At 60.1% G+C, this 13798-nt stretch carries 12 protein-coding genes; 6 read left to right on the forward strand and 6 right to left on the reverse strand.

From position 1 onward, the window contains the following. Positions 1-49: 49 nt before the first annotated feature. The 3 genes from BLU01_RS25075 (at position 50) to BLU01_RS25085 (ending at position 2670) form a co-directional block, all read left to right on the forward strand. Complete coding sequence (locus BLU01_RS25075) at positions 50-883, forward strand: oxidoreductase (RefSeq protein WP_092280532.1); 834 nt, start codon at positions 50-52, stop codon at positions 881-883. Between the two features lie 222 nt (positions 884-1105). Then, positions 1106-1474 (forward strand): DUF427 domain-containing protein, encoded by a 369-nt coding sequence (locus tag BLU01_RS25080; protein WP_092280534.1) that lies wholly within the window; start codon positions 1106-1108, stop codon positions 1472-1474. Positions 1475-1686: 212 nt separating this feature from the next. After that, entirely contained in the window at positions 1687-2670 is a 984-nt protein-coding gene (locus BLU01_RS25085; RefSeq protein WP_092280536.1) for a GlxA family transcriptional regulator, read from the forward strand. 330 nt (positions 2671-3000) lie between these two features. Here the strand turns inward: BLU01_RS25085 and lldD are convergent, their stop codons facing one another. The 3 genes from lldD to BLU01_RS25100 all read right to left on the reverse strand — a co-directional run bounded on the left by lldD (position 3001) and on the right by BLU01_RS25100 (position 8086). Then, on the reverse strand, positions 3001-4149 hold the full coding sequence (gene lldD, locus BLU01_RS25090) for an FMN-dependent L-lactate dehydrogenase LldD (RefSeq protein WP_092280538.1): 1149 nt from the start codon (positions 4147-4149) through the stop codon (positions 3001-3003). A gap of 511 nt (positions 4150-4660) precedes the next feature. Continuing rightward, on the reverse strand, positions 4661-6283 hold the full coding sequence (locus tag BLU01_RS25095) for an MFS transporter (RefSeq protein ID WP_092280540.1): 1623 nt from the start codon (positions 6281-6283) through the stop codon (positions 4661-4663). 150 nt (positions 6284-6433) lie between these two features. Continuing rightward, positions 6434-8086, reverse strand: a complete 1653-nt coding sequence (locus BLU01_RS25100; RefSeq protein ID WP_092280542.1) for a GMC family oxidoreductase — start codon at positions 8084-8086, stop codon at positions 6434-6436. A 152-nt stretch (positions 8087-8238) separates the two neighbouring features. Here BLU01_RS25100 and BLU01_RS25105 point away from each other — a divergent pair, with 152 nt between their 5' ends. Continuing rightward, positions 8239-9132: a LysR family transcriptional regulator gene (locus BLU01_RS25105; RefSeq protein ID WP_092280544.1), complete on the forward strand. Its 894-nt coding sequence runs from the start codon at positions 8239-8241 to the stop codon at positions 9130-9132. Between the two features lie 100 nt (positions 9133-9232). On the opposite strand, the gene BLU01_RS25110 is transcribed toward BLU01_RS25105, so the two are convergent. Then, a complete protein-coding gene (locus BLU01_RS25110; protein ID WP_092280546.1) occupies positions 9233-10336 on the reverse strand; it encodes a DNA alkylation repair protein in 1104 nt (367 codons plus the stop codon). Positions 10337-10725: 389 nt separating this feature from the next. Between BLU01_RS25110 and BLU01_RS25115 the strand changes: the two genes are divergently transcribed. Further along, complete coding sequence (locus BLU01_RS25115; protein ID WP_007907888.1) at positions 10726-11130, forward strand: TraR/DksA family transcriptional regulator; 405 nt, start codon at positions 10726-10728, stop codon at positions 11128-11130. Between the two features lie 577 nt (positions 11131-11707). After that, a complete protein-coding gene (locus BLU01_RS25120; protein ID WP_408003151.1) occupies positions 11708-12931 on the forward strand; it encodes a methyl-accepting chemotaxis protein in 1224 nt (407 codons plus the stop codon). A gap of 219 nt (positions 12932-13150) precedes the next feature. Here the strand turns inward: BLU01_RS25120 and BLU01_RS25125 are convergent, their stop codons facing one another. Both BLU01_RS25125 and BLU01_RS25130 read right to left on the reverse strand, forming a co-directional pair. After that, positions 13151-13387: a DUF2789 domain-containing protein gene (locus BLU01_RS25125; protein ID WP_092280550.1), complete on the reverse strand. Its 237-nt coding sequence runs from the start codon at positions 13385-13387 to the stop codon at positions 13151-13153. 127 nt (positions 13388-13514) lie between these two features. Next, entirely contained in the window at positions 13515-13745 is a 231-nt protein-coding gene (locus BLU01_RS25130) for a hypothetical protein (protein WP_092280552.1), read from the reverse strand. Between the last annotated feature and the right edge of the window lie 53 nt (positions 13746-13798).

Consider the following 13798-nt stretch of genomic DNA (forward strand, 5'->3'; position numbering starts at 1 on the left):
GCCTGCTTAGCATGGTCGACATCTCCACAACCCGCGGCGGAACCTGATCATGACTGTTCATAAAACTCTTTTTATCACCGGTGTCAGCAGCGGTTTTGGCCGCGCGCTGGCCGATGAAGCACTGGCCGCCGGTCACCGTGTTATCGGCACCGTGCGCAGCGAAACGGCGCGCGCCGAGTTCGAACAACACCCTGGCGGACAGGCGTTTGCACGTTGCCTGGATGTCACCGATTTCAGCGCCATCGACGCGCTGGTCGCTGAGGTCGAAAACAGCCTCGGTCCGGTGGACGTGCTGGTGAACAACGCCGGTTACGGCCATGAAGGCGTGTTCGAAGAGTCTGCGCTGGAGGAGATGCGTCAGCAGTTTGATGTCAATGTGTTCGGCGCCGTCGCGGTGACCAAGGCGTTTGTGCCGTTCTTCCGCCAGCGCCGCGCCGGGCACATCATCAACATCACCTCGATGGGCGGTTTCATCACGATGCCCGGCATCGCTTACTACTGCGGCAGCAAATTCGCCCTGGAAGGTATTTCCGACACGTTGAGCAAGGAGCTCAAACCGTTTGGCATCGCCGTCACGGCCGTCGCGCCGGGCTCTTTTCGCACCGATTGGGCGGGGCGCTCGATGCGTCGCTCCGAGCGCAGCATTGCCGACTATGACGCCAGTTTCGGTCCGATCAGAGCTGCGCGTCAGGCCAAAAGTGGTCAGCAATTGGGCGATCCACTCAAAGCCGCTCGCGCCATGCTGAGCCTGATTGCCAGCGACGCACCGCCGGCGCATCTGCTGCTGGGCAGCGACGCGTTGAAACTGGTGCGCGAGCGGTTGGCGAGCATGGCGCAGGAGATTGACGCGTGGGAGGCTGTGACGCGTTCCACCGATGGTTGAGGCGTTTGTTGCGGCGCTCCGTTCGGCTGCGCAGCCGTCGTCGAGGCGAAAGTTGGGTTATACCTGAAAGATCGTGGTCTCAGGTTTTGGGGCCGCTTCGCCTACCCGTCTGTAGGCGCAAAGCTTGCTCGCGATCAAGCAAAACGCGGTGTGCCCGGCGCGCCGCCATCGCGGGCAAGCCTTGCTCCCACAGGTTTATCAGCGTCAGGAGGAACGTCGTCCATGAAAAGCACCGGTCCCAGCCCTGTCATCACCATCGCCGAGCAACCCGGCTGCCTGTTGGTGAAATTCCACGGTATTCAAGTGGCCGCGTCCGCCCGGGCGTTGGTGTTGCTGGAGGCCAACTATCCGCCGGTGTATTACATCCCGCGCGAAGACATCGACGAAAAGTATTACGCGCGCACCGACCACACCAGTTATTGCCCGTACAAGGGCGACGCCAGTTATTTCAGCCTGCAGATTCCGGGGCATGAAGGCGCCAACGCGGTGTGGAGCTACGAAGACCCGAAAGTCTCGGTCGAGCAGATTCGAGGCTACGTGGCGTTCTACCCCGACGTCGTGAAATTCGAGATTCTCGACAACGTCGATTGAGAGCCTTCCCGGCGTTGAGCAGTTCCAGCAGGGTCGGGTATGCCGAGTCGGTGGAAGCCTTTTGTGAGCAGGGTTTCAGCCGGGCTTCGCTGCAGCGAAAAAACACTTTGATTCGCCGCTGGCAGAACACCGCGCAAACCCCGCAAACTACGTGCTCGTTAACGCAACCGAGTGGGCGAGCATTGATCGAACGACGGCAATTCAGCGGAGGCATGAAAGGTAAAAACCTTCGCTACCTGAATGAGCAGCCTGGCGCGGCGAGCCGAACCGTTCGCGCCGGTTTTTTGCTGCTGGAGCATTTTTCCCTGCCGGCGTTTACCCAGGCGCTGGACACGATTGTCACCGCCAATCTGCTGCGCGCCGAGTCGTTCGCTTCGCAGACATTCGGCTTGCAGGACGGTGAAGTGGTCAGCGACCTCGGGCTGGTGATTCGCCCGGATGCGCGCCTTGATTGTGCGGTGATCAAGAGCCTGGACTTGCTGGTGATTTGTGGCGGTTACCGGACTGAGTTGAAGGCCTCAGAAGACCTCATTCATGTGCTCAGAGCCGCCGCCGAACTGGGTGTCAGCCTGGCCGGTTTGTGGAATGGCGCGTGGTTTCTCGGGCGTGCCGGGCTGCTCGATGGTTATCGCTGCGCAATTCACCCGGAACATCGCCCGGCGCTGGCGGAGTTCTGCAAGGTTACACAGGTCAGCAGCGAGCCTTACGTGATTGATCGCGACCGGCTCACGGCGTCGAGTCCGTCCGGGGCGTTTCACATGGCGCTGGACTGGATCAAGGGATTGCACGATAAGGCATTGGTCGAGGGCATCGAGGACATTCTGGCGTTCGAGGAGTCGCGATATCGGCGGATCAAACCGACGGAAAATATCTGCTTGAGCGCGCCGCTGCGTGAGGTGGTCAAGTTGATGGACGCCAACCTTGAGGAGCCGCTGGAGCTGGAGCAGCTGGCGGTGTATGCCGGGCGTTCGCGGCGGCAACTCGAGCGGCTGTTCAAGGAGCAATTGGGCACCACGCCGCAGCGCTATTACCTGGAATTGCGCATCACTGAAGCGCGGCGCTTGCTGCAGCACACCGAGTTGTCGCAGGTGGATGTGCTGGTGGCGTGCGGGTTTGTTTCACCGAGCCATTTCAGCAAATGCTACAGCTCGTATTTCGGCTATCGGCCTTCGAAGGAAAAGCGATTGGTGAAGTGACCGAAAATTCATCAAGCGCCGAGTAACTTGTGGCGAGGGGGCTTGCCCCCGTTGGAGTGCGCAGCAGTCCCATAAACGCGGGGCCGCTGCGCAGCCCAACGGGGGCGAGCCCCCTCGCCACAGGGGGATCTGTTTGACTTAGGAGATGGGGGCAGCGCTTACCAGTGTCGATTCGTTGGTTTGGTGAAGTGACCGAAAATTCATCAAGCGCCGAGTAACTTGTGGCGAGGGGGCTTGCCCCCGTTGGATTTTGCAGTAGTCCCATAAAAGCGGGGCCGCTGCGCAGCCCAACGGGGGCGAGCCCCCTCGCCACAGGGGGATCTGTTTGACTTAGGGGATGGGGGCAGCGCTTACCAGTGTCGATTCGTTGATTTCGGCAATCGAGGTCACCCCGGTCAATGTCATCGCCACGCGCATTTCCCTGGCGAAAATATCCAGCATGTTTTCCACCCCGCGTTGACCGTCCGCCGCCAGCGCGTAGGCCATCGAACGCCCGAGCAACACGCCTTTCGCGCCCAGCGCCAACATGCGCACGACGTCCAGTCCCGAGCGAATCCCGGAATCCACCAGCACGGTCAAATCATCGCCAATCGCCTGCATGATTGGCGGCAAAGCCTTGGTCGTCGACAGCACTCCGTCCAACTGCCGGCCGCCGTGGTTTGACACAACAATGCCGTCGGCGCCGAAGGTCACAGCGTCCTTGGCGTCCTGCGGATCGAGAATGCCCTTGATGATCATCGGGCCTTGCCAGAAGTCGCGAATCCACTCCAGATCGCTCCAACTGATCGACGGGTCAAAGTTGTTCGCCAGCCAGCCCATGTAGTCTTCCAGCGTCACGGCTTTGCCGAGGTACGCCGAAATATTGCCCAAGTCGTGCGGCCGGCCCATCAGGCCGACATTGAACGCCCAGTCCGGTCTGGTCATCGCCTGGAGCATTCGTCGCGACGACGCGAACGGCCCCGACATGCCCGAATGCGCATCGCGGTAACGGGCGCCGGGAGTTGGCATGTCGACGGTGAACACGAGGTTTTTCACCCCGGCAGCCTTGGCTCGCTCCAGGGCATTGCGCATGAAGCCGCGGTCTTTCAACACGTACAGTTGAAACCAGATTGCCTGTTGGCTCTGCGCGGTGACTTCCTCGATGGAACACACCGACACTGTCGACAGGCACAGCGGAATGCCTTTGTTTTGCGCCGCGCGCACCGCTTGCACTTCACCTCGGCGGGCGAACATGCCCGTGAGGCCGACCGGCGCGAGGATGATCGGCATGGCCAGCGGCTGGTTGAAGAGGGTGGTTTCCAGGCTCAGGGTTTCGACGTTTTTCAGAATGCGTTGACGCAGGCTGATGCTGGTCAGGTCGGCGCTGTTGGCGCGCAGCGTGTGCTCGGCATAGGCGCCGCCGTCGATGTAATCGAAGAGGAATCGCGGAAGTTTGCGCCGTGCGGCCTCGCGGTAATCGGATGCGGAGGAAATGATCATGGGGCCTCGGTCGTTTGATTGGCGGGGCTGAAATGTGCATCGAGCTTAACCTGTCGCGAGTCTTTGTAGCAGCTGCCGAGGCACGAGGCTGCGTTCGGCTGCGTAGCAGTCGCAGGACCTGAGCACGCGGTGTTCCTGAAACACCGCGGTGCCTGATTTCACTGGATGTACATCGAGCTTAACCTGTCGCGAGCCTTTGTAGCAGCTGCCGAGGCACGAGGCTGCGTTCGGCTGCGCAGCAGTCGCAGGACCTGAGCACACGGTGTGCCTGAACCACCGCGGTGCCTGATTTCACTGAATGTGCATCGAGCTTAACCTGTCGCGAGTCTTTGTAGCAGCTGCCGAGGCACGAGGCTGCGTTCGGCTGCGCAGCAGTCGCAGGACCTGAGCACGCGGTGTTCCTGAAACACCGCGGTGCCTGATTTCACGACTGCTTCGCAGCCGAACGCAGCCTCGTGCCTCGGCAGCTGCTACAGGGTGAACGAGCTGCTACAGGGGCGTGATCTTCGGATCAGTTTTTGTCGAGGTCGACGTTTTTCGTCTCGCGCAAAAAGATCATGCCCACCACCAGACTCACACCGGTGATCACCACCGGGTACCACAAGCCATAAAAGATATCGCCGGTGTAGACCACCAGCGCAAACGACACGGTTGGCAGGAAGCCGCCAAACCAGCCATTGCCGATGTGGTAGGGCAGGGACATCGAGGTGTAGCGGATGCGCGTCGGGAACAGTTCGACCATCAGCGCCGCCAGCGGGCCGTAGCACATGGCGGAAATAATGATCAGCGCCACAATCAGCGCGACGATCATCGGTTTGTTGATCTGCTGCGTATCAGCCTGCGACGGATAACCGGCCAGCGTCACCGCGCCGCGCATTGCCGCTTCGTCGTAACCGTCAATTTTCACGTCGCCGACGCTGACCTGCACCCCCGCACCGGCCGGAGCGGCGGCGCTGGTGTAAGGCAGGCCTTGCTTAACCAGGAAGGTCTTGACCTTGTCGCACGGGCTATCAAATTTCGCCTTGCCCACCGGGTCGAACTGGAAGGTGCACGTCGCCGGGTCCGCGAGCACGGTGATCGGCGCCTGTTGGCTGGCCTGATCGATCGCCGGGTTGGCGTAATGCGCCAGGGTTTTGAAGATCGGGAAGTACAGCGCGGTTGCCAGCAGCAGGCCGATCATCAGCACCGGTTTGCGCCCGACCTTGTCCGACAGCCAGCCGAAAAAGATGAAGAACGGCGCGCCGATAATCACGCTGACTATCAGCAGACTGTTGGCCAGCGCCGGGTCCATCCGCAGGAATTGCGTGAGGAAGAACAGCACGTAAAACTGCGCCGCGTAGAAGGTGACCGCTTGCCCGGCGTTGATGCTGAACAGCGCAATCAATACGACTTTGAGGTTTTCCCACTTGCCGAACGAATCGCGCAGCGGTTGTTTGCACAGCTTGCCTTCGTCCTTCATTTTCACGAAGGCCGGCGACTCGTGCAGGCTCAGGCGAATCCAGGTGGAAATGCCCAGCAGCACGATGGAAAACAGGAACGGAATGCGCCAGCCCCAGACTTCAAACTGGTCGCCGGTGAAGTAACGGCAACCGAGCACTACCAGCAGCGACAGCAGCAAACCGAGGGTCGCGGTCGACTGAATCCAACTGGTATGGAAACCGCGTTTGCCCATCGGCGCATGTTCGGCGACGTAGGTTGCGGCGCCACCGTATTCGCCGCCGAGCGCCAAGCCCTGGAGCATGCGCAGGATGATCAGGATGATCGGCGCGGCGATGCCAATGGTCGCGTAAGTCGGTAGCAGGCCTACGCAAAACGTTGCCAGGCCCATGAGAATAATGGTCGCGAGAAAGGTGTATTTACGCCCGATCATGTCGCCCAAACGGCCGAACACCAACGCGCCGAACGGCCGCACGATGAAACCGGCGGCAAACGCCATCAGCGCAAAAATGAACGCCGTGGTGTCGTTGACCCCGGCAAAAAACTGTTTGCTGATCACCACCGCGAGGGCGCCATAGAGGAAAAAGTCGTACCACTCGAACACCGTCCCCAGGGACGAGGCGAAGATGACTTTGCGGGTGTCGCTGCTGGTGCCCGCGCTGCGCGTGGCTTCCAGGGGTTGAACGTGCTCTGACATATCGGTATCCCTCACAGTGATTGTTTTTGTTGTTCCACTGTCGGCGCCGGCCTTGTGGGCCAGTGCCGCGTTTATCCATAAAGCGCGGTGTACTTCGTTCCCTGTAGGAGCAAAGCTTGCTCGCGAAGGCGTCAGGCCTGACACCCCGCGTTATCGTTCTTCGCGGGCAAGCCTCGCTCCTACAGGGTTTGAACTGCGTGTCGCGGGGGCAAGCATCATCTGCGCAGCCTTCTCGGCAATCATCAGCGTAGGCGAACATGTGTTGCCCGAGGTGATTCGCGGCATGATCGACGCATCGGCGATGCGCAAACCGGGAATCCCGTGGACTTTCAACTGCGCGTCCACCACCGCATCAACATCATTGCCCATCCGGCAGGTGCCCACCGGGTGAAAAATCGTTGTGCCAATTCGCGCCGCTGCTTCATGCAATTGCTCTTCACTCTGCAAACTTTCGCCGGGTAGATATTCGACCGGTTTGAATGCAGCCAACGCGGGCGCCGCGACAATGCGCCGTGTCAGGCGAATGGCGTCCGCCGCCACGCGCAAATCCTCGGGATGGCTCAGATAATTGGGTTGGATCACCGGTGCGTCCTGCGGATCAGCGCTGCGGATTTCGATGCGTCCACGGCTTTGCGGGCGCAGATCACACACCGACGCAGTGAAAGCCGGGAACGCGTGCAGCGGTTCGCCAAAACGCTCCAGCGACAGCGGCTGCACGTGGTATTCAAGATTCGCCGAGGTCTGCTCCGGGCCCGAGCGGGCAAACGCGCCCAACTGACTCGGCGCCATCGACAGCGGCCCGCTGCGGTCATACAGATAACGCAAACCCATGCCCATCTTGCCCAGCAGGGTGCCGGCGATCTGATTCAGCGTGCGCGCGTTTTCCAGTTTGTAGATCAGCCGCAGTTGCAGGTGATCCTGCAAATTGCCGCCGACCCCCGGCAGTTCATGCGCAACACCGATGCCGAGGCGTTGCAGCAGCGCACGCGGGCCGATCCCGGAGCGCTGCAAAATGCTTGGCGAACCCACCGAGCCGGCGCACAGAACGATCTCCTTGCGCGCCTTGAAGGTTTTCGCCTGACCTTGCCAGCGTGCGCTCACCGCAGCGGCGCGGGCGTTTTCCAGCAGCACGCGGTCGACTTCAACGTCGGTCAAAACGGTCAGGTTGGCACGATGGCGGATCGGTTTGAGAAAAGCCTTGGCGGCGTTCCAGCGAATCCCGGATTTCTGGTTGACCTGGAAGTAACCGCAACCTTCGTTATCGCCCTGATTGAAGTCATCGATGCTTGCAATGCCGCTTTGCTCGGCAGCGCTGCGAAATGCATCCAGCACCGGCCATGACAGCCGCTGGCGTTCAATCCGCCATTCGCCGGCAGCGCCGTGGAACTGCGAATCGCCGGCGAAATGGTTTTCGCTTTTTTTGAACAGCGGCAGCACGTCTTGCCAGGCCCAGCCCGGATTGCCCTCGGCGGCCCAGCCATCGTAGTCGCCGGCCTGGCCGCGCATGTAGATCATGCCGTTGATCGAAGAACAGCCGCCGAGCACTTTGCCGCGCGGATAACTCAACGCCCGACCTTGCAGGCCCGGTTGCGCTTCGGTCTTGAAGCACCAATCGGTGCGCGGGTTGCCGATGCAGAACAGGTAACCGACGGGGATATGAATCCACGGATAGTTGTCGCGACCGCCAGCTTCGAGCAGCAGCACCCGATGTTGCGAGTTGGCCGACAATCGATTGGCCAGCAAACATCCGGCGGGCCCGGCGCCGACCACGATGTAATCGTATTCGTCCTGGGAAGTCTGCATCCATGACCTCTGATTGTTTTTGTTGTTGGGTTCATCCTAGTTGTTAGCTTTCGTATAAAGAATGTTAGTTTTTGCGCAGCCGCTGTGCGTTTTCAGACAGCATCGCGGTCACACAACATTGCTTTCGCGCATTGTCGCGCTAAGGAAGTCGGATGTTCGATTGGAATGACCTGCGGTTTTTTCTCGAGTTACAGCGCAGCGGTCGGTTGCTCACGGCCGCCCGCCGTTTGAACACCACCCACGCCACGGTGGCCCGGCACATCGAGGCGATTGAAAAGAGCCTCGGCACTGCGCTGTTCGTCCAGCACGCGCAGGGTTATCAACTGACGCCGGCCGGGGAGGCGCTGCTCAAGCATGCCGAAGCAATGGAAAATGTCGCGCTGCTGGCGCAAGAGGAAATCACCCAGTCGACCGCGCCGCTGGGCAAGATCCGCGTCGGCGTAACCGAGGGGCTGGGCATCATGTTTCTCGCCAGCCGCATGAACGGGTTGTTCGAGCGTTATCCTGGCCTCGAAGTGGAACTGGTGGCGGTGCCGCGCTTCGTCAGCATCCTCAACCGCGAAGCGGAAATCAGCATTCACCTCGAACGCCCGGCCGCCGACATGCTGGTCACGCGCAAACTCACTGACTATCGCCTCGCGCTCTACGCCAGCCAGGCCTACCTCGACCAGGCGCCGCCGCTGCTCAGCCGCGAAGACCTCGGCCGCCATGCGTGGATCGGCTACGTCGACGATTTGCTATTCAGCCAGGAACTGATGTTCCTCAACAGCTTCTGCCGCAACCCGCGAGTGGTGTTCCACAGCACCAGCGTGATCGCCCAGCACCAGGCTGCGCGCTCGGGGCTGGGCATTGCGGTGTTGCCTTGTTACATGGCGAGTGCGGATCCGCAGTTGGTGGCGCTGTTGCCGGACGAAAGCATTCTGCGCAGTTATTGGATCAGCACGCGGCGCGAACTGCATAAATCGGTGAGATTGCGCGTGTTGTGGGATTACGTGGCGCAATTGTGCGAGCGCGAGCAAGGGTTGCTGCTGGGCAGTGAACGCTGATGCGTCATGCCGTGGGAGCAAAGCTTGCTCGCGATGGCGTCCGGTCTGATACACCGCGTCATCGTTCTTCGCGAGCAAGCTTTGCTCCTACGGTGGGCGGCTAGGGGAGGATTTCGAATGAGCTGCTTGCCAGCCTCTCGCCATTCACCATGATGTGCACCGCGTGCTGCCCCGCGTAATGCCGGCGCGTGGTCAGTTCCTTGATCTGCTGGCTGCGGGTGACAAACTCGCTGGCGTGCCCGGGCAAGGTCAGTGCTTTGAGCTTGAACACCTTCGCGGAAGTGCTGCCGTTGGCTTTGACGTAATCGATTGCATAGTCGATCACCAATCTCTGACTGTCCGGGACTATGGATTTCAGCGTGAACGACAGGCTGATTTTCTGCCCCAGGCGAATCACCGCCGGCTCAACCTTCACTCCGACAATCTCAACTTCAGGCTTGCCGCCCGCGCCGATCACCGCCAGCGCGCGCTGATTGCCCTGTTTGATCAAACTGCGCAGCGCATGTTTGGCGATCCACGCCGTGTGCCTGTTTTCCAGCGACCAGCCTTCGATCAAATCCAGCACCCATTCCGGGTGATCCTTGGTGATGTCGTTGAGGTGATTGGCCACGGACTTGCGCACATACAGGCTTTCATCAGCCTTGAGGTTGTCGAGAATCGCCGCCGCCAACGTCGGGTCAGCCTGAATCTGCTCCAGCCGAAACGACCACGGCAGACGCGGGCGACTGCCTTCGCTGGCGAGGCGCCGGACGTGTTCGTTGGCATCGCCCGACCACTCCAGCATCAGCGCCAGCGAACGCTCAAGGTCGCTGCGCAGGAAATGCCGGATCGCGAACTCGGACGAGCCGAACGTCGTGAAATACTTCAGCGCCGCCATCGATTGCTCAAACGAATGCGCGCCATACATCGCCACATAATGCGGCAGCGAAATACTCACAAAACCGCTGTTCAGCCGAGGGGCGAGGGCGCGCAGCACCTCGAGGGATTCTTCATAACTCAACGGCAACACGGCGTGCAGGCACTCGCTGACCCGAGCCATGCGCTGCATGATCGACAATTCGGCGAGGCCATCGTTGGTCATTTTCAGGAAAGCCTTGGCGTCGAATGCCGGGTAAATCGCGGTCATTTCGGTGGCGATGTGCTTGAGGCGCTCGGCGTTGAAAATCTCCTTCAATGCCGGGGCGGGTTGTTCGGCGGCAGTCATGGGCGCATCCGTGGAGAAGGGCGGCTCAGGTTATCGGGGTAGCGACGAATGCCTCAAGCTTTTCCGCCCGCGCGGCAAATTGGGCAGTGCGTGATAACCGCGTAGCGCCGCCGTTTGTCTTCTATATAAAGCCGCTGGACTGAATTTCTTGCTATAAACGCACTCCGATAACCACCACAACGGCTGCCATGGCGCACTTTCCGGGTGTTGTCGGACAAATTCGCTGTCTTTTCAGTTGCTGAGGCCTCAAGTCGGCCTTAGACTGCCGCCCCTCGTAAATTGAGTGCCGGGTGGCGCTTGGAATAAATGGCGCCTTTGCGGCGGACGATCAACGTTCGCCGGAACGCTCCCTAATTCGCCTTAATGCACGTTTTTTTATAGAGATATCAATGACAAAGGACAAGTTGCTGGCCATGCCGGCGGATGACTACATGAATGCCGAGCAACATGCTTTTTTCTCTGAGCTGTTGCAGAACATGAAAGTCGAAACCCACGAGCGCATCGAGCAGAACCGCATCGCCATCGAAAGCCTGGATACTCCGGCTGACCCGGCCGACGCTGCTTCCGTTGAAGAAGAGCGCACCTGGCTGGTCAACGCGATCGATCGCGACCAGCGCATGCTGCCTCAGTTGGAACAGGCTCTGGAACGCATCAAAGAAGACAGCTTTGGCTGGTGCGACGACAGCGGCGAGGCCATCGGCCTGAAGCGCCTGCTGATCAGCCCGACCACCAAGTACTGCATCGAAGCCCAAGAGCGTCACGAACAGATCGACAAGCACCAGCGTCAGGCCTGATTCGGTAGCGCCCACATCGCGGGCAAGCCTTTTTCCTACACACAACCGTAGGAGCAAGGCTTGCCCGCGATGTTTTTTGCCGTCTGCGTTTTCTATTGACCCACTGCAACATCCGCGACCAACTGACCATAGATAATGGCCCATTAGTGGCGTTTAATGCAGTCACAACAAATAGAAGACGCATGGGGTGACGAAGATGACGAGAGACGGATCTCTGGTTGGGCGATTGCCTGCACCAGCGCTTGCAGCAACAAACCGCTGGCTGACGCCGACATTGCAAAGCATCGCTCTGGTGCTGTTGCTCTGCGGTATGAGTCTGGGCGGTGCATCGCTTTACGTCGGCCTGCCGGTGGCGGTGCTGATTATTTGGTTGCCGCGCCTGCGCAGCCGCGCGAGTGTCGATTCAACGCCGGTCGACAACAGCAGCGCGATCGCCGAACTGACCCGCGATCTTTCCTATACCACCAGCCACAACGCCTTGTCCGCCGCGGGCGTGGCGTTCTCGGTCAAGCAACTGGCGGAGAAAGTGCAGTCGCAGCTCGACGCCGCCAAGCGCATCGTCAGCAATGCCGAAGTGATGATTTCCACCGAACAGGCGACTTCGACGCTCAGCCGCGAAGCGTTGAGCGCTGCCAGCGAAGCCCATCAAAGCAGCGCCGCCGGGCGCACCGAGTTGATCGAATCGATTTCGCGCATGCATCAGCTCAGCGAACGCGCGAGCGCCAGCCGCGAACTGATCGAAGCCTTGAGCCTGCGCAGCGACGATATTCAGCGTGTCACGCTGGTGATCCAGTCCATCGCCAGCCAGACCAATCTGCTCGCACTCAACGCCGCCATCGAAGCGGCGCGGGCCGGCGAGCACGGTCGAGGTTTTGCGGTGGTCGCCGATGAGGTGCGCGGTTTGGCCGCGCGTACGGCGACGGCAACGGGTGAAGTCGGGGAAATGGTCGCTGACATTCAGCAACGCACGGCGCAAGTGGTCGAGCAGATCCGCCAACTCTCCGGCGATCTCGACGTCGGTGTGCAGCAGGTCGAGCACACCGGTCAGCACCTCGACAACATCGCACGCCTGGCCGCCGGTGTTGAACAGCAGGTCGGCGAAATCGCCCGTGGCGCCGAAACCAATCGCGAACAACTGGACAGTCTGTTCCACGCCATCGAACAGATGCGCAGCGATTTGGCGATCAGTGATGAGCAAACCCGACGCCTGGCCGAGGCCGCTGTGCAAATGGAAGGTCAGGCTGAAACCATCAGCGAGCGCCTCGCCGAAGTCGGTCTGGACGATTATCACCAGCGCATTTATGACCTCGCCCGCGAAGGCGCGAGTCAGATTGCCGCGCGTTTTGAGGCGGATGTCGATCAGGGCCGGGTGAGCCTGGATGACTTGTTTGATCGCAATTACCAGGCGATTGCGCACACTGCCCCGGCGAAGTTCCAGACGCGTTTCGACCGGTACACCGATCAGGTGCTGCCGGCGATTCAGGAACCGTTGTTGCCGCGCCATGAAGGTCTGGTGTTTGCGATTGCCTGCACGCAGCAAGGGTATGTGCCGACGCATAACGCTGTGTTCAGCCAGCCGCTGACGGGCGATCCGCAGGTCGATACCGTGCAGAACCGCACCAAACGCAAGTTCGCCGACCGCACCGGGATTCGTTGTGGCAGCCATCAGCAACTGGTGCTGTTGCAGACGTACACGCGCGACACCGGTGAGCTGATGCACGATTTGTCGGTGCCGATCATGCTCAAGGGCAGGCATTGGGGTGGGTTGCGGTTGGGCTATAAACCAGAAAAACCGCGCTAGGGGCGGGGTTTATAGTGCGCAGTCACGAAGTTTCCCGACCCCTGTAGCAGCTGGCGCAGCCTGCGTTCGGCTGCGCAGCAGTCGTGAAATCAGCCAGCGCGGTGTATCAGGAATACCTCGCGCTCAGGGTTTACGACTGCTTCGCAGCCGAACGCAGGCTGCGCCAGCTGCTACAACGCAGGCTTCGCCAGCTGCTACAGGGGTGGGTGAGGTTCGGGATTAGTGATTTTGATGCAGGCGCAGGTTCAATTCGTCCACTACCCGTGCCCAATCGGCGTCGATGCGCAGTTCTTCTTTCAGGAATGCAGCTTGGCGCTCGTTCCAGAAGTCGGCTTCGATCAGTTTTACATCGTCGGGCAATCTGTGATCAGCGATGAATTGGTCGATGGATTTCTCGTCGGAGTCCAGACCGAGCTGGTCGAACAAGCCTTGCAAGTCGTGTGTTGGTGAGTCCATGTTCATCTCCTTGGGTCGCGTCGAATGCGAAATCTGAGTGCGGCTTCATTGCATCTGAGGCAGCCGCGCTGCAGGAGTTCGATCTCGATGTTCGAAAGCAGCAAAGAGCGTAGACGCCAACGCGAAATCAGGCTTTCAGCGCACCTTCATCGACCGCCAGCTTCAGGGCTTTGGCGGCATCCTGGGCGGCAACGGCGGCGACGTCCGAGGTTTTGAACCAGCGATCTTTCTCGACCTGATGGTAAGTCACGGTGTTCAAGGGCGGTTTGGTACGCATCACGATGACAGCCTGAAACTCGCCTTCGATCTCTCGGGCTTCGCCCCGGATAAAAAATTCGCCGATATCAAATTCCGTCACGTAGCAGCCTTCCCTTGAAAATATTCTGTTGTATTGAAGCCGTCCGCCGAGGG

It is taken from the genome of Pseudomonas prosekii, assembly GCF_900105155.1.
Lineage (GTDB): Bacteria > Pseudomonadota > Gammaproteobacteria > Pseudomonadales > Pseudomonadaceae > Aquipseudomonas > Aquipseudomonas prosekii.